Annotated in this window: 13 protein-coding genes; 7 read left to right on the top strand and 6 right to left on the bottom strand. The window is 62.3% G+C overall.

Going from position 1 to position 16,773, the window contains the following annotated elements; translation table 11 throughout:
* The first annotated feature begins 566 nt into the window (after positions 1-566).
* The 6 genes from ADU59_RS13680 to ADU59_RS13655 all read left to right on the top strand — a co-directional run bounded on the left by ADU59_RS13680 (position 567) and on the right by ADU59_RS13655 (position 7,774).
* Positions 567-1,601, top strand: a complete 1,035-nt coding sequence (locus ADU59_RS13680; RefSeq protein WP_425332016.1) for a LacI family DNA-binding transcriptional regulator — start codon at positions 567-569, stop codon at positions 1,599-1,601.
* Positions 1,602-1,644: 43 nt separating this feature from the next.
* Positions 1,645-2,883 (top strand): ABC transporter substrate-binding protein, encoded by a 1,239-nt coding sequence (locus ADU59_RS13675; RefSeq protein ID WP_068954680.1) that lies wholly within the window; start codon positions 1,645-1,647, stop codon positions 2,881-2,883.
* Positions 2,884-2,956: 73 nt separating this feature from the next.
* Positions 2,957-3,874, top strand: coding sequence for a carbohydrate ABC transporter permease (locus ADU59_RS13670; protein WP_068954899.1), 918 nt, complete (start codon positions 2,957-2,959; stop codon positions 3,872-3,874).
* The gene (locus tag ADU59_RS13665) at positions 3,871-4,749 is read left to right on the top strand and encodes a carbohydrate ABC transporter permease (RefSeq protein ID WP_068954679.1); all 879 of its coding nucleotides are present in this window, start codon (positions 3,871-3,873) and stop codon (positions 4,747-4,749) included. Before ADU59_RS13670 ends, ADU59_RS13665 begins: the two co-directional genes overlap by 4 nt.
* A 21-nt stretch (positions 4,750-4,770) precedes the next feature.
* Complete coding sequence (locus tag ADU59_RS13660) at positions 4,771-6,699, top strand: glycoside hydrolase family 127 protein (protein ID WP_068954678.1); 1,929 nt, start codon at positions 4,771-4,773, stop codon at positions 6,697-6,699.
* 1 nt (position 6,700) lies between these two features.
* On the top strand, positions 6,701-7,774 hold the full coding sequence (locus ADU59_RS13655) for an ABC transporter ATP-binding protein (protein WP_068954677.1): 1,074 nt from the start codon (positions 6,701-6,703) through the stop codon (positions 7,772-7,774).
* 28 nt (positions 7,775-7,802) lie between these two features.
* Here the strand turns inward: ADU59_RS13655 and ADU59_RS13650 are convergent, their stop codons facing one another.
* Genes ADU59_RS13650 through ADU59_RS13640 form a run of 3 tightly spaced genes read right to left on the bottom strand, consistent with a single transcriptional unit; the run spans position 7,803 to position 12,790 of the window.
* Positions 7,803-10,946, bottom strand: coding sequence for an efflux RND transporter permease subunit (locus ADU59_RS13650; RefSeq protein ID WP_068954676.1), 3,144 nt, complete (start codon positions 10,944-10,946; stop codon positions 7,803-7,805).
* Positions 10,947-10,978: 32 nt separating this feature from the next.
* Positions 10,979-12,130 carry an efflux RND transporter periplasmic adaptor subunit gene (locus tag ADU59_RS13645; RefSeq protein ID WP_068954675.1) on the bottom strand — a complete coding sequence of 384 codons (1,152 nt, stop codon included), beginning with the start codon at positions 12,128-12,130 and terminating at the stop codon, positions 10,979-10,981.
* 57 nt (positions 12,131-12,187) lie between these two features.
* A complete protein-coding gene (locus tag ADU59_RS13640; RefSeq protein ID WP_068954674.1) occupies positions 12,188-12,790 on the bottom strand; it encodes a TetR/AcrR family transcriptional regulator in 603 nt (200 codons plus the stop codon).
* A 167-nt stretch (positions 12,791-12,957) separates the two neighbouring features.
* On the opposite strand from ADU59_RS13640, the gene ADU59_RS13635 reads away from it, so the two are divergent.
* On the top strand, positions 12,958-13,641 hold the full coding sequence (locus ADU59_RS13635) for a DUF2161 domain-containing phosphodiesterase (protein WP_068954673.1): 684 nt from the start codon (positions 12,958-12,960) through the stop codon (positions 13,639-13,641).
* A 26-nt stretch (positions 13,642-13,667) separates the two neighbouring features.
* Here ADU59_RS13635 and ADU59_RS13630 read toward each other — a convergent pair whose 3' ends face one another.
* The 3 genes from ADU59_RS13630 to ADU59_RS13620 are packed head-to-tail and all read right to left on the bottom strand — an operon-like array spanning position 13,668 to position 16,728.
* Positions 13,668-14,816: a serine hydrolase domain-containing protein gene (locus ADU59_RS13630; RefSeq protein WP_068954672.1), complete on the bottom strand. Its 1,149-nt coding sequence runs from the start codon at positions 14,814-14,816 to the stop codon at positions 13,668-13,670.
* Entirely contained in the window at positions 14,813-15,697 is an 885-nt protein-coding gene (gene aguB, locus ADU59_RS13625; protein WP_068954671.1) for an N-carbamoylputrescine amidase, read from the bottom strand. The genes ADU59_RS13630 and aguB overlap by 4 nt, the downstream gene beginning before the upstream one ends.
* Entirely contained in the window at positions 15,697-16,728 is a 1,032-nt protein-coding gene (locus tag ADU59_RS13620) for a histone deacetylase family protein (RefSeq protein WP_068954670.1), read from the bottom strand. Before ADU59_RS13620 ends, aguB begins: the two co-directional genes overlap by 1 nt.
* Positions 16,729-16,773: the final 45 nt, after the last annotated feature.

Genomic DNA, 16,773 nt, shown 5'->3' with positions numbered 1-16,773 from the left:
ACGGGGGGACACGTGCGACGTAAAAACCCGCTGGAGAACCGATCAACGCAAGCGCAGAGACTGTCTCGAGCCATCGCGGGGCCATGCTTCGCGGCGGTTTTTGCGTTTGGATGAATGACGGAGAAAAAGAGCCCTGAATCGAAAAAGCCTGCCGCGGGAGGAGGTGCGGCAGGCTTTCGAATAGAACCGAACGGCAACTGGGAGGAGGAGTGTTGCCATTCCGCAAGTGCCCTCTGGGAGGAGGAGCGAGGACACCTACAATATCGAAGCTCTGCGGGAGGAGGTGCATCACTTCGATGAGCTGAATATACATTGATTCCGCTTAAATCGTAGGCAGAATTTTGCACGGCAGCCATGCGCTATGCGCGCAGCAGATGGCTCGCCAACTCATAAATCGGTTCAAAACGGCTGCTGCTCTGATCTGCCCGCATACCAGCGAGCACCGGTGTCGGAGGGAGCTTCCGCCTCACCAGCAAAAACACCCACATCCCTCAATTCCAATGGTTTTTTTGAGAAAACGTTTTTTCATTTGACATTGCCCTTGGTAAAAGGTTTTCTCATCTCAATTGAGGGAGGATATTCTGGATACCGGGGGAGCAAAGAAGCGCATTACGATCCATGACGTTGCAGCGGCAGCGGGTGTGAGCATTTCGACCGCGTCGAAAGCGCTGAACAACACAGGACGCATGGGAGACGAGACGCGCGAACGGGTAAAGCGCGTCGCCAGCGACATCGGCTTTCGCCCGAATGCATTGGCGCGCGGCCTGCTCAGCAAGCGCAGCTTCACCATCGGGCTTCTGACCAACGATACCTATGGCCGTTTCACTTTGCCGGTTATGGCCGGTGTTTCGGAGGCGCTGGTCGATCATGGCGTTTCGGTCTTCCTCTGCGCCATCGAGGACGATCCGGCGCTGGGGCAGATCCATGTCGAGGCGATGCTCGACAAGCAGGTGGACGGCATCATCGCCACCGGCAAGCGGCTCGACAGGCGTCTGCCGGTCGATCTCTCGAACCTGCCGGTTCCGGTGGTCTATGCCTTTACCGAGGGCACGCCGAACAGCGTGACCTTCCGGTCGGACGATGCGCAGGGCGCAACGCTGGCCGTTGAATGGCTTTTGCGGAGCGGGCGGCAGCGGATTGCGCATATCACCGGCCCAAAGGAATTTTTCTCCGTGCGGGAGCGCGCCGATGCCTACAGTGCCGCCGCTGGCAGTGCCGAACCGGTCCTATACGGCCTCTGGTCGGAAAGCTGGGGGCATGACGCGATCGCGGAGATCTGGAGGCGGCCTGGAGAAAAGCCGGATGCGCTGTTCTGCGGCAACGACCAGATCGCCCGCGGGGCCGTGGACGCCCTGCGCGAGCGCGGTATCAAAGTGCCGGAAGACGTATCCGTCATCGGCTTCGACAATTGGGAGATTGTTGCGGCCCAGACGCGGCCACCGCTGACGACGGTGGATATGGAACTGAAGGAACTCGGGCGGCAGGCGGGATTGACCGTTCTGGCGCTTGCGGAGGGACGGCCTGTCGAGCCGGGCGTGAGGAAACTGCCATGCCGGCTGGTTGTCCGGCAGTCATGCGGGGGCAGCACCCCGAGGGAATGAACGCGGGCGCCGGAGGAGATGGCGCCATATTGGGAGGAGTGTCATGATCAAGCGTCTATTGGCAGCGACCAGCATCGCTACCCTGTGCCTGGTTGCCAGTGCAGCGGCGGCCGAAAAGGTGGAAATGTGGGTTCGCACCGGCGTCGGCGATGCCTTCAAGAAGGCCGTCGAAGCCTACAATTCCAGCCATGAGAACCAGGTGGCGATGACGGAGGTGCCGTTCTCGGAACTGGTGCAGAAATACGCAACCTCGATCGCCGGCGGACAGGCGCCCGATGCGCTGTCGATGGACCTGATCTACAATCCGGCCTTTGCAGCGGCCGGACAACTGGAAGACCTGACGGACTGGGCAAAGTCCCTGCCCTATTTCAATTCTCTTTCGCCGTCGCACATCAAGCTCGGCACCTATGAGGACCGCATCTACGGCCTGCCGCTGTCCGTCGAGACCTCCGTCTTTGCCTGGAACAAGGATCTCTACAAGAAGGCCGGCCTCGATCCGGAAAAAGCACCGGCCAGCTGGGACGAGATCACCGCCAATGCGGAGAAAATCCGGGCGCTGGGTGACGATACCTACGGCTTCTATTTCTCCGGCGGCGGTTGCGGCGGCTGCATGATCTTTACCTTCACCCCGCTGGTCTGGGGATCGGGCGCCGATATCCTGTCAGCCGACAGCAAGGCGGCAACGCTCGATACGCCGGAAATGCGCAAGGCGGTCGATATCTACCGCAACATGGTCAAGAAGGATCTGGTGCCCGCAGGGGCCGCCAGCGACAACGGCGCGAACTTTCTCTCCTTCACCAACGGCAAGATCGGCCAGCAGAGCCTCGGCGCCTTTGCCATCGGATCACTGGTAACGGAACATCCGGACATCCATTTTGGTGTCACGCTGATCCCCGGCGCCACCGGCGGAACATCCTCCTTTGCCGGCGGCGACAATTTCGTGGTCACCAAGGGGACGCCGAAGATCGCCGCCGTCAAGGAATTCCTCGAATATATCTATTCCGAGGACGGCCAGAAGATCATGGCGAAATACGGCAGCCTGCCGACCCGCGGCGATATTGCCGACAAGGTTCTGGCAGGTCTCGACCCGCGGCTGCAGGTCGGCATCCAGGCCATCTCCGTTGCCAAGACGCCCTACACGCTGCAGTTCAACGACCTGATCAACAGCGCCAACGGCCCCTGGGCGAGCTTCACCAACGCCGCCATCTATGGTGACGACGTCGATGGCGCTTTCTCAAACGCCCAGAGCGAAATGCAGTCGATCATCGACAGCGGCCAATAATCTCCCGGTCGCTGTGGCCGGGAGGAAAAGCCGCCTCCCGGCCAATTCTTTCAAATCCATGCGGAGCATTTCGATGACCGGTTCCGGTTCGAAGACCCCATCACCGCAGCGCAGGCGGCGGCGCAGATCGGGCTGGCGCGGCCTTGTCTACATCGCGCCGGCAATGGCGCTGGTCATCCTGTTCTTCGTCATACCGGTGATCTTCACCGGCTGGATGAGCCTGCACAACTGGCCGTTGATGGGCAGCACGCGCTGGATCGGCTTCAAGAACTACGTCCGCATGTTCCACGACGCCCGCTTCATGTCGGCGCTGCAATTCACCGCCTATTATACCGTCGTCGTCACCATCGCGATCTTCGCCGTCGCCTTTCCGCTGGCGATCTTCGTCGAGAAACAGCGGCGCTTCGTCAGCGCCTACCGCACCATCATCTTCCTGCCCGTCGTCGTCGGCCTCGCCACGGCCTCGCTGCTCTGGGTGTGGCTGGCCAATGTCGACAGCGGCTTCATCGGACCGGTTCTCAAGGCGCTCGGCTGGGTGGACAAGAGCCCCAATCTGCTCGCCACCTTCGACAGCGCCTTTCTCACGATCATCGTCATGGTCGTCTGGAAGATTGCCGGCTTCACCATGATCATTCTTCTGACCGGCCTGCAGGCCATTCCGTCGGAGCTGACGGAAGCCGCCCGCATCGACGGCGCCGGACGCTGGCAGCGTTTCCGGCACCTGACGCTGCCGCTGATGCGCAAGACCATCGCGCTGGCGCTGATCATCTCCGTCACCGGTTCGATCCTCGCCTTCGACCAGTTCTACATCATGACGTCGGGTGGGCCGCAGAACCGGATGATCTCGGTGGTCTACTACATCTTCAACCAATCCTTCGTGTCGTTCAATCTCGGCTATGGCGCCGCCCTCTCCATTGCGCTGCTCGCCATCCTCGTTGCGATCAGCATCGTGCAACTCTGGCTGCTGCGCGTCGCGGAGGAGCGGCCATGACCCCTTCAGCGAGGAACCTCTCGAAGCAACGCCGCACCCGCAAGGCCTTCCGGTCCGACAGCGCCTATCATGCGACCGGTATCGCCATCTGCCTGTTCTTTCTGGCCCCCTTCGTCATTACCTTCCTGGCGTCGTTCCGCCATGGAACAGAGGCTCGCCTGCCGCCGCTGCCGCCCTGGCCGACAAGCGGGATCAGCCTTGATTCCTACCAGTCACTCGATACGTTCGGTGCCGGTATCTGGCAGCATACGATCAATTCGCTGCTGGTCTCGCTCGCGACCGTGGTGCTGACCGTCGCCGTCAGCCTGCTCGCCGGTTATGGCTTCTCGCGCTACCGGTTTCCGCTGAAGAACGTGCTGTTCGTCCTGATCATCGCCACGCTGATGATCCCGTTCCAGTCGATCCTGACACCGCTGTTCATCATCCTCGCCAAGCTGGGCTTGAACAATTCGCTGCTCGGACTGACGCTGGTCTATGTGACACTGCAGCTGCCCTTCTCGGTCTTCATGATGCGCAATGCCTTCGACGCCGTGCCGAAGGAGATCGAGGAAGCCGCCCGTATCGACGGCGCGCGGGATTTGCGGCTGCTGGTGCGCGTGCTTTTGCCGCTGGTCCTGCCGGGCGTGGCGACCGTGGCGATCTTCGCGTTCCTCAATGCCTGGAACGAGTTTCTCGCAGCACTGATCCTCTTGTCCAGCAATGACAAATATACGCTGCCTGTCCTGATGATGGCAGTACGGGCCGGGCGTCTCGGCGCGGTCAACTGGGGCGCCGTGCAGGCCGGCGTCGCCGTCATGACGGTCCCCTGCCTGATCGTCTTCCTGCTTTTGCAACGCTACTACATGCGCGGGCTGATGGCCGGCGCGGTGAAATGATCTCAAGAAACGGATGAAGCCATGAACACGATGAAAAGAGACCGCCAGTTCCGCCCCCTGCCCGTGCCCAGCGTCGATATCCACGGCCTGTTCGGCGACCGTCAGGATGCGATCTGTGATACGACAGCCGAAACGCTGCTCGACCGCTGCGTCGAGGCCGGCATGCTTGACGCCATCGACACCAGCCAGCCAAGCCCCGGCATCGTCATCCCGATCCAGCCCTGGGGCGGCACCACGCAGATGTTCTGGGACTCGGATCTCGGCAAGTCGATCGAGACGGTCGCCTATTCGCTCTACCGCCGGCCAAATCCGAAGCTTGAGGCGCGTGTCGACGAGATCATCGACATGTACGGGAAGATGCAGGATGAGGACGGCTATCTCAATGCCTGGTTCCAGCGCGTCCAGCCCGGCCGCCGCTGGACCAACCTGCGCGACCATCACGAGCTTTACTGCGCCGGCCACCTGATTGAGGGCGCCGTCGCCTATTTTCAGGCGACCGGCAAGCGCAAGCTGCTCGACATCATGTGCCGCTATGCCGATTACCTGATCACGGTCTTCGGTCCTGGCGAGGGTCAGAAACGCGGCTATTGCGGCCACGAGGAGGTGGAACTGGCGCTGGTGAAGCTTGCCCGCGTCACCGGCAACAAGAAGTATCTCGACCTCTGCAAGTTCTTCATCGACGAGCGTGGCGCCGAGCCGCACTATTTCACCGAGGAAACCATCCGCGACGGCCGCGATCCGGCCAATTTCATCCAGAAGACCTATGAATACAGCCAGTCTCACCAACCGGTGCGCGACCAGAAAAAGGTCGTCGGCCATGCCGTGCGCGCCATGTATCTCTACTCCGGCATGGCCGACATCGCCACGGAGTATAACGACGACAGCCTGACGGCGGCGCTGGAAACCCTTTGGGACGACTTGACCACCAAGCAGATGTATATCACCGGCGGCATCGGCCCGGCAGCCTCCAACGAGGGCTTCACCGACTATTACGACCTGCCCAACGAAAGCGCCTATGCCGAGACCTGCGCCTCGGTCGGCCTGGTCTTCTGGGCCAACCGCATGCTGGGGCGCGGTCCCAACCGGCGCTATGCCGATATCATGGAGCAGGCGCTCTACAATGGTGCCATGTCCGGCCTGTCGCTCGACGGCAAGACGTTCTTCTACGAGAACCCGCTGGAAAGCGGCGGCAAACATCACCGCTGGGTCTGGCACCATTGCCCGTGCTGCCCGCCAAACATCGCCCGCCTCCTCGCCTCGATCGGCTCCTACATGTATGCGGTTTCCGAGGACGAGATCGCCGTGCATCTGTACGGCGAGAGTACGGCCCGCTTCGACATCGGCGGCGCCAAGATCGAGCTGGCGCAAAAGACCCGTTATCCCTGGGACGGGGCGATCCGTTTCGATGTGACGGCGGACACGGCGGCCCGGTTCGCCATCTCTCTGCGCATTCCCGAATGGGCTGATGGTTCGACATTGAAGGTCAACGGTCAGGCGGTCGATCTCTCATCGGCGACGATCGACGGCTATGCCCGCATCGAACGCGACTGGAAGATTGGAGACCATATCGACCTCGATATTCCGCTCAGCCCCCGCGCCCTCTTTGCCAATCCACTGGTGCGTCAGGATGCCGGCCGCGCGGCGCTGATGCGCGGACCGCTAGTCTATTGCGTCGAGGCCACCGACAATGGCCGGGAATTGAATGCAATCGAATTGACCGGCAACCTCGCCGCAGCAAAGACAACGGAAATCGCCGAGCTGCGTGGCGCGGTGGCGTTCGATATCCCGGTCACACGCGATGAAGCCGATTGGGGCGCCACGCTTTATCGCACGACGCCGCCAAGCACGAAAAAGGGAACGGCGCGGTTCATCCCCTATCCTTTCTGGGACAACCGGGAGCCGGGCGAAATGCTGGTCTGGGTCCGGGCGGGCGAACAGAACGGTGAATGACATGACCGACACCGGCGTTGTGCTGACTGACATTCGCAAGAGTTTTGGTAGCCTGGAGGTCATTCACGGCATCGACCTGACGATCGCGGAGGGGTCCTTCGTGGTCTTCGTCGGACCGTCCGGCTGCGGAAAATCGACGCTGCTGCGGATGATCGCCGGGCTGGAGGAGGTGAGCGACGGCGAGATCGAGATCAAGGGGCGCAACGTCACCGATCTCGACCCTTCCGACCGGGGCATTGCCATGGTCTTCCAGTCCTATGCGCTCTACCCGCATATGAGCGTGCGTGACAATCTGGCCTTCGGACTGAAGATGGCGCACACGCAACCGGCCGAGATCGAAGCACGGGTCAAGGCCGCCTCGGCGATCCTGAAGATCGATCCGCTGCTGGAGCGCCGTCCCGGACAGCTGTCCGGCGGCCAGCGGCAGCGGGTGGCGATCGGCCGGGCGATCGTGCGCAAGCCGGATGTGTTCCTGTTCGACGAACCGCTCTCCAATCTCGATGCGGAACTGCGCGTCTCGATGCGCATCGAGATCGCACGGCTTCACCGCGAGCTCGGCAACACGATGATCTATGTCACCCACGACCAGACGGAGGCGATGACGCTCGCCGATGTGATCGTCGTCCTGCGCGACGGCCGCATCGAGCAGACCGGCAGCCCGCGCGAAATCTACGAGAACCCGGCTAACATGTTCGTCGCGGGTTTCATCGGCTCACCGCGGATGAACCTCCTGAACGCCCGATGGCTGGGGAGCGGCAAGGTGGCAATCGGGCAGACCGAGATGGCGATACCGGTCGCAGGAGACGGTCTGAAGCCGGGCGACACAGTAAGTTTCGGCATTCGCCCGGAGCACCTGATCGTATCCACCGATGCCCCGGACGGCCTTGAGGCCCGGGTCGATTTCTTCGAATATCTCGGCGGCACGCAATATCTCTATTGCCAGCTGGCCGACGGCCAGCCGGTAACCGCCGAACATCGCGGCGCCGAGCCGATCGGGGCCGGAAGCGCCGTGCGGCTGTCCTGCGATATCGACAAGCGGCGCCTCTTCGATAGCGAAGGGCGCCGCTTGTCGTAAACCGGATAGATCTCCGACTTTCGGCGGATTACTCCGCCGCGATGGCGGCCGGGTACGCGGCGTCCGCCTCGTCTTCCCCGTCCGCCTGCTCCGGCTCTGCGGGTTTCGACTTCGGCGCCTTGCCGAAGAACAGGGCATAGCCGGCCGGAAGCACGAGGATCGTCAGCACCGTGGCGACGAGGATACCGCCCATCATCGCATAGGCGAGCGGGCCCCAGAAGACGCCGCGCGAGATGGGGATGAGCGCCAGAACCGCCGTCAGCGCCGTCAGCACGATCGGACGGAAACGGCGAACGGCCGAGCCGATGATGGCTTCCGTCCGGTCCATGCCCGCAGCGATATCCTGATCGATCTGATCGACAAGGATGATCGAGTTGCGCATGATGATGCCGAGCAGCGCGATGACACCGAGGATCGCCACGAACCCGAAGGGTGCGCCGCTGATCAAGAGAGCCGCGGCCGCACCGATAATGCCGAGCGGACCGGTCGCCAGCACCAGCATCGCCTTGCCGAAATGCTGCAGCTGGATCATCAAGAGCACGACGATGACGGCGAGCATGATCGGTGCCTTGTCGGCAATCGACTGCTGGCTTTCGGCCGCATCTTCCGCACCGCCCTGAATTTCGACCTTGTAGCCGGGTGCGAGGCTGTCGCGCAGCGGCTTCAGATCGGCATACATCTTTATCGCCACATCGTTTGGCTGCACGTCGTCCGGCAGCGTGCCGCGCACCGTGATCGTCGGCAGGCGGTTGCGGCGCCACTCGACGCCCTGTTCCAGAACCGGGACGACCTTGGCGACCTGCGACAGGGGCACGAAACTGCCGAAATCCGTCGGGATATAGATCGAATCCACCGCCGAGAGCAGATGACGGTTCGCGTCCGGTTCCCGGGCGACGATCGAGACTGTTTCCTCGCCATCGCGGAAATCGTCGAGCGGAGCGCCGGCCATGGTGGCCTGCAGCATCTGACGGATGCGCTGCGAGGTGACGCCGAGCGCCCGGGCGCGGTCCTGGTCGATCACCAGCTTCATCGTCGGAACCGGTTCGAGCCAATCGTCATGGATAGCGCCAAGCGCTGGGTTTTCGGCAAACTTCGCCTTCACCTGATCGGCGATCCGGCGCACTTCCGCACGATCCTGTCCTATCACACGCATCTGCACCGGCCAGCCGGTCGGAGGTCCGAGGAACAGCCGGTCGACCTTGCCCCGAATGGACGGAAAATCTTCGGCAAGGATCGTACGCAGCTTGACGATCAGCCGTTCGCGGGCGGGTTCGTCATGCGCCATGACAAGAAGCTGGGCGAAGTTGGGATTGCGCAGCTGCTGGTCGAGCGGCAGGAAGAAGCGGGGAGCGCCCTCGCCGATATAGGTAGCGATGAACGTCTTGTCTGTGTCGTCGAGTATCTTTGCTTCCAGCGCCTTCGCCTGGTTTTCCACTTCCTTGATGCTGGTGCCTTCCGGCAGCCAGAGATCGACGAGAATTTCTGGACGCGAGGACTGCGGAAAGAAATTCTTCGGAATGAACTGGAACGCCCAGAGGCTGGTCGCGAAGGTGACGAGCGTCAACGACAGCACGATGATGCGGTGGCGCACGGCCCAGCCGACGGCTCCACGAAGACGACGGTAGAAGCGCGTGTCGAAAACGTCGTGATGTTCGCCTGCATGATGCCGCTGCTTGAGGATCATGTAGCCAAGCCAGGGCGTGAAATAGACGGCCACGAACCAGGAGACGACCAACGCGATACCGACGACATAGAACAGCGAGCGGACATATTCACCGGCTGTCGAGGCGGCAAATCCGACGGGGATGAAGCCGGCCGTGGTGATCAGCGTGCCGGTCAGCATCGGAAACGCGGTCGAGGAATAGGCGAAACTGGCGGCATCGAGCTTGTCCAGCCCCTCCTCCAGTTTCCGCTCCATCATCTCGACGACGATCATCGCGTCATCGACGAGCAGGCCAAGGGCGATGATGAGAGCACCCAGCGAGATGCGCTGCAGGTCGATGCCCAGTTCGTACATGATGGCGAATGTGGCGGCCAGAACGAGCGGGATGGCAATCGCGATGACGAGACCCGAGCGCCAGCCGATCGACAGGAACGAGACGACCAGAACGATCACCAGCGCCTCGCCGAGCGCATGCATGAATTCGCTGACGGCGTCGGTGACGACTTCCGGCTGGTTGGCGATCTGATCGACCGCCACGCCATACGGCAGAGCCGATTCGAAGCGTTTGTAGGTCTCCTCGACCGCCGCGCCGACATCAGTCACCTTGAACCCCTTGGCCATGACGACCCCAAGCTGGACGCTGTCCTGCCCGTTGAAGCGATATTTGCGCTGATAGGGGTCCTCCAGGCCCGACGACACGGTGGCGATATCGCCAAGACGGGTGACCTGACTGCCGGATCTAAGCCGAAGCTCGCGGATATCCGATGCCTTGGTCAGTCCGCCTTCGACGGAGATACGCACCGAGCGCGTGCCGGTATCGACGGAACCGGCCGGATCGACATTGTTCTGTCCCTTGATGGCGTTCTGTACGTCGGTCAGCGTCAGTCCCCGGGAGGCCAGCACTGCGGAGGAAATGTCGATGTAGATCTTTTCCGGCTGGTCGCCGATGATCACGGCCTTTTCGACGCCGGGCGTCGTCAGCAGCATGTCGCGCGCCCGGATGGCGAATGTCTTCAGCTCGGGGTAGCTGTAGCCCGCGCCGCTCAGCGAATGCAGAGTGATGAAGGTATCGCCGAACTCGTCGTTGAAATAGGGGCCGAGCAGGCCCTGCGGCAGTTCATTGGCGATATCGCCGACCTTCTTGCGCACCTGATAGAAGGCATCCGCCACGTCGGCGCCGTTGGTATCGCCCTTGACCTGCAGGGTGATGATGGCGCTGCCGGCGCGGGTATAGGAGCGGACGAAATCGAGATGCGGCGTTTCCTGCAACTTGCGCTCGATCTTGTTGACGACCTGGTCTTCCATCTCCTGGATCGAGGCACCCGGCCAAATGGCCTGCACGACCATGACGCGGAAGGTGAAATCCGGATCCTCCTTCTGGCCCATGCGCATCAGGCCAAGCACGCCGGTGATGAGGATCAGGCCGAAGAGGAAGCGGGCGATGCTCGGATGCCCGATCGCCCAGCGCGACAGGTTGAAGGACTGCTTTTGATCGGTGGAGGTGGTCATCGGCGTTGTTCCGCTTTCGATGGATCTAGGGTTCAGCGCACAAGCTGGGCGTTGCCGCCGGCATTATCGGCGGACGCGGATTGCTGCGTCATTTCGCTGTCGAGTTTCACCTTGAGACCTTCCGTCATGAACTGCGTACCGGCGGCAACGACGATATCGCCAGGCTTCAACCCGTCCGTGATCCGCACGCCGTCGCCGGTGAAATCAGCAACCTTGACCGGTCGGGAATGCACGGTCCCGGCGGCGCGGTCGACGGTCCAGACGATCGGCTGATCATCCTTCCTGGCAAGTGCGCTAAGCGGGATGGACAGCAGTTGCTGCATGTCCGCGGCGGAAGCCAAGATGCCGGCGGTCATGCCGAGAAGCACGTTCGGATCGTTCGGCAGGCTGACGCGGACGGCAAAGGTGCGCGATTGGGGGTCGGCGCTGCCGGCCACCTCGCGGACCTTGCCCTGCAACATCAATGCGGCATCCGACCAGAAGCCCACGGTGACGATTTTGCCGGGCTTGAACTGGGCAATGTCCGTCTCGGGGATGGCCACCAGAACTTCCTTCTCACCATCGACCGCGACGGTGACGACCGGTGTTCCCGAGCCGACGACCTGGCCGATATCGGCGCTGACGGCGGTAACGATACCGTTCTGATCGGATTTCAGATCGGCGTAGCTCACCTGGTTTTCGGCCTGCTCCAGAGTCGATTTTGCAGAATCGCGGGTGGCGACAGCCTGATTGTAGCTGAGCACCGCCTGCTCAAGCTGCGATTTCGGCGAGACATTCTTGGCAAACAACTGCTCGGCGCGGACGCGGACCAGTTCGGCGGTCTCGACCTGCTGTTCGGCGGCATCAAGGTTTGCCTGAGCGCTGCGAACCGCAAGCGCGTAATCGGCCGGATCGATACGGGCGAGCAGATCGCCGGATTTCACCCGCTGGCCGATATCGACGAGGCGCGCGGTGATCTTGCCGTTGATACGAAAGCCGAGGTTCATTTCGGTGCGGGCGCGCACCGTGCCGGAATAGCTGAGCGTGCGGCTATTGTCGGCCGCTGCAATCTCGACCACCTTGACCGGGCGCACGACCTCTGCGGTCTCGGCCTTCTGCTCCGAGCAGGCGGACAAGGCGAGGGCCGCGACGGAGATGACGGCGGCAATGGACAAACGACGGCGGGACTGGCTGGGCGAAGACATGTTCGCGCTCCTGATCTTGAAATGAAGTGTCGAAAACGAGCCGTTGGCCAGCGGCTTTTATCTCAATGCCTTGATGGCAAATTCGATGAGCTCGCCGGGCATCGCCCGGTTGGGTTTGGAAAGACATTGGGCCACCATCTGCGGATGGCACATGTTGACGGTCGCAGCGCCGAAGCAGCGGGCAGCGGCGGCGGCGTCCTGCTCGGCAAACTCGCCGGCGGCAATGCCCTGCCGAATGATCTCTTCGATCAGTTCGTGGATCCGGTCGATGTGCTTTTCAATGACGTGCCAGTCACGCTCGATGGCGACGATGACCATCTCGTGCACCTTTTCCTGGTCCATCATCGCGGTAACGATCAACTGGTGTTGCGCATTCAGATATTGCCGCAGACGATCGGCCGCGCCGATCGGCCGGCGGGAGATTTCCAGGGCCTGCTGATAGCCGCCCTCGAGCATGCGGCCGCAGACGGCCTGGTGAATCTCGGTCTTCGACGCAAAGAAACGGTAGATGTTGGCGGGCGACATGCCGAGATCGCGCGCGATGTCGGCGACGTTGGTTTTGGCGTAGCCATAATGCCGGAACAGACGCTCCGCGCTATCCAGTATGCGCGTCACATTGTCCTGCCGGGCAGCATCCAGGATTTCCGTGTTGTCATCCATCCTACAATCTTTCGATTTACGACTGACGAATTTTGAATTTCGTCAGTCGTAAATCGAAAGTTGCCATCTGTCAACAGCCGGCATCCACCAGCAAAATTGCAGGCCTTCGTTGATCTCGCCAACAAAACGCGTCAAGACCGTAGCCGACGATGATGTGAGGACATGATTTGGAGACCACGCTTTATCTGCCGATCAAACGCTTTCTCGAGGCGGCCGGCTACAGCGTCAAAGGCGAAATCGCCAGCTGCGACCTCGTCGGCCTGAGCCCCGACGAGCCGCCTGTCGTGGTCATCTGCGAACTCAAGCTCAGCTTCAATCTCGAACTCGTCCTGCAGGCCGTCGACAGGGCGGCGGCAAGCGACGAGGTCTGGATTGCCGCCCGTGTTTCGGCCAAGGGAAAGGGACGCGAAAGCGACCGCCGCTACCGGGATCTTTGCCGCCGGCTTGGTTTCGGCATGCTCGGTGTTTCCGACAACGGCACGGTCGATGTCATCGTCAGCCCGGTTGCGCCGATGCCGCGCAAGAACGCGCGCAAGCGGTCGCGTCTCGTCAACGAGCACAAGAAGCGCAAGGGCGATCCGGCCGTTGGCGGCAGCACCCGGGCGCCGATCATGACGGCCTACCGCCAACAGGCGCTGGCCTGCGCCGCCGCCCTGCAAGCGGGCCCGTTACGCCCCCGGGACCTGAAACCGGCCGTCCCGACGGCGATGAATATCCTGCGCGGCAATGTCTATGGCTGGTTCGAGCGCGTCGAGCGCGGCATTTACGGCCTGACACCGGCTGGCGCCGAAGCACTCGCGCGCTGGCCGTCGCCATCGCCGGAAGGCGATGTGGAAGTTGCCGCCGAATAACCGCGAATGCGCATCCGGCCGGAACGTCAGGCGATGACCGCAGCGGAGATCTTACGCAGCATGCACACGATCGCCTGATCCAGCACCGGGTCGACCGGCAGCGCCTGCGACGACAGCTTGACGATCACGGTCGCCGTGGCCGGATCGATCCAGATCCATTGGCCGTGAATGCCGATGGCTGCCAGTTCTCCGCCACCGGTCTCGTACCAGTAATTGCGGTAGCTGCCGGTTGGAAACAGCGTCGTCTGGTCGCCGTTCTGCCAGGCCTCGCGGCTGCCGCCCGTCCACAGGTCTTCGATGAAAGACTGCGGCAGCAGCCCGCCGCCCCGTGTGCGCACGCGTTCGCCGGCCAGAGCCAGATCGCGGGCCGTCGCCGACATGCCACCGGCGGCGCGGGCGGTGCCGATGCGGTCGACTGTGATCATGGCATCCGATCTTGCCCGCATCGGCTTCCACAGAGACTGACTGAGCAGCGTGGCCAGCCGCGCACCGGCGGCCCGCTCCAGCACGATGCCGGCCAGATCGGTATCGGGCGAACGGTAGGCGTGTTTCTCGCCATGCGCCCAGGGGCCTTTTCCGATGCTGCAAATGAAGCTTTTCAAATCCGGCGCCGGATCTTCGGCTCTATCGGGGTTCCATCCGGTGGCGCGGCGGTAGCGGTCGAAGCCGCCCGAGGTGTCGAGATAATCCTCGACGAAATCGACGCTGATCTCCATGTCGAACAATTGCTGCACCGTTGCATCCGCATAGGCGGAACCGGCGACCTCCGGCACGTAATCGACAATCAACCTGTCGAAGGAGAGCAGGCCTTTCCCCGCCAGAATTCCGGCGAGCAGCGCCGTCAGCGATTTGGAAACGGAGAAGATGATATGCGGCCGGGCCGGATCGGAATGGCTGGCCGACCATTCGGCGACGATATGGCCATCCCGCATCACGACGAGTTCGTCGGTTTCGCTCGCGGTCAGAAATGCTTCCAGCGGGACCGTCACGCCGTCAACGCCGGGCACCTCCAACGTTCCGAGCGCGCCGAGATCGAGAGAGGGCGCCTCGCTCTGGCTGTCGGCGGCAATAACGGCCGAGGGCACGATCTCGCTGACATTCTGGAAGGACCAGCGGCAATAGGGCGCCGTTCGCCAGTTGGCGAGCGTCACGTCCGCGCGGGTAAAATCCGTCATGCCCTGTCTCCACCGTCTGCGGTTGCCAATGCGCCGTAAAGCTCAGGGCGGCGATCGCGGAACATGCCCCAGGCGGCGCGGTTGTCGGCGAGCGACTGTCTGTCGAAGCTGGCGATCAGGACCGCTTCGCCGTCCCGCCCGGCGCTGGCCACCAGCTGTCCGTCCGGACCGGCGATGAAGGAGGAGCCGTAATAGGATTGCGACAGGCCGCCGATCGTTTCGGAGCCGACGCGGTTGGCGGCGACGACCGGCATCATGTTGGCGGCGGCATGGCCACGCATCACCATGCGCCAGTGTTCCATCGTGTCGAGATCGGGCCGGGCGGGCTCCGAGCCGATCGCGGTCGGATAGAGGATCAGCTCGGCGCCCATCAGCGCCATGGCGCGGGCCGCTTCCGGAAACCACTGGTCCCAGCAGATGCCGACGCCGATCGCGCCGAACCGGGTCGGCCAGACCTTGAAGCCGGTATCGCCGGGCCGGAAATAGAATTTCTCACTGTAGCCCGGCCCATCCGGAATATGCGATTTCCGGTAGATGCCGAGGATCGTTCCGGCATCGTCGATCATCGCAAGGCTGTTGTAGAAAGCCTGGTTCTTCCGTTCAAAGAAAGAAACCGGCAGCACGACGCCGAGTTCGCGGGCCAGCGCCTGCATCGGCGCGATCACCGGATGATCGGCAAGCGAATGGGCCCGGGCAAAATGGACCGGATCCTGCGTCTGGCAGAAATACAGCCCTTCGAAAAGCTCCTGAACCAGAATGATATTCGCGCCCTCAGCCGCCGCCCGCCGGATCAGGCGCGATGCGGTGCCAAGATTTTCGGCAAGGTCATCCGTGCAGGCGAACTGGACGACACCCAGCGTCACGGTCGATGCTGTTGTCATCAGGCACCCTCGAAACCGGTGAGAACGCTGACGGCGTTGACGCCGATTTCCGCGACGGCATAGCCGCCTTCCATGACAAACAGGGTCGGCAGGTTCAGTTGCGCGATGCGCTCGCCGATCTTCGGAAAATCCTCGGTCTTCAGCTTGAACTTGCTGATCGGATCCTTCTCGAACGTATCGACACCGAGCGAGACCACGACGACATCCGGATTGTAGGTCACCAGCTTGCCGCAGGCGTCCTCCAGCGACTGGCTCCAGCGCGCCCAATCGGTGCCGAAGCGCATGGGATAATTGAGATTGTAGCCCTCCCCCTCTCCGGCACCACGCTCGTTGGCATGACCGAGGAAATAGGGATATTCCTGCATCGGATCGGCATGCAGGTTGATCACCTGCACATCGGCGCGGGAGTAGAAGATTTCCTGCGTGCCGTTGCCGTGATGATAATCGACATCGAGGATCGAGACACGTTTCGCCCCATTGTCGCGGAACCATTGCGCCGCCACCGCCGCGTTGTTGATGTAGCAATAGCCGCCCATGAAACCGGCGCCGGCGTGATGGCCCGGCGGACGGCAGAGCGCGAAGGCGGCGCGTTCGCCGTCCTTTACGAGACCGGCGGCCGTCAGTGCAACATCATGCGAGGATTTGATCGCATCCCACGACCCTTCGACAATGCCGCAGCCCGCATCGAAGGAATAATAGCCGAGCAGCCCGTCGATGAATTCCGGCGGAACGTCGCCGCGCAGGCCCCGCGTCGGCCAGGTGAAGGGCAATGCCGTACCGTCTCTGCCTTCGGCGATCCAGCGATCCCAGATCGTCGGCAGGAAATCGAGATAGTCCTGGCGGTGGATGCGGGCCGCCGTCATCAGATCATGCGGCTCAGGCCCCAGGATCGTGCCCAGCCCCACGGCCTTGATGCGCGCAAAAACATATTCGGCACGCGAGGTCAGTTCGTAGCCGGGAACGATGGCGCCCGCGACGAGCTCGAGCTGGTCGGCATGGCCGCGATGGCGGGGCGAGAAGACAGTTTTCATGAATATATCCGTCGGCACACAGTGAAACGCACCCCGCCTGCCGGG

Source organism: Pararhizobium polonicum, assembly GCF_001687365.1.
Classification (GTDB): Bacteria; Pseudomonadota; Alphaproteobacteria; order Rhizobiales; family Rhizobiaceae; genus Pararhizobium; species Pararhizobium polonicum.
The sequence above is the reverse complement of the archived record's forward strand: the minus strand, read 5'-3'. Positions and strand labels throughout refer to the sequence as shown.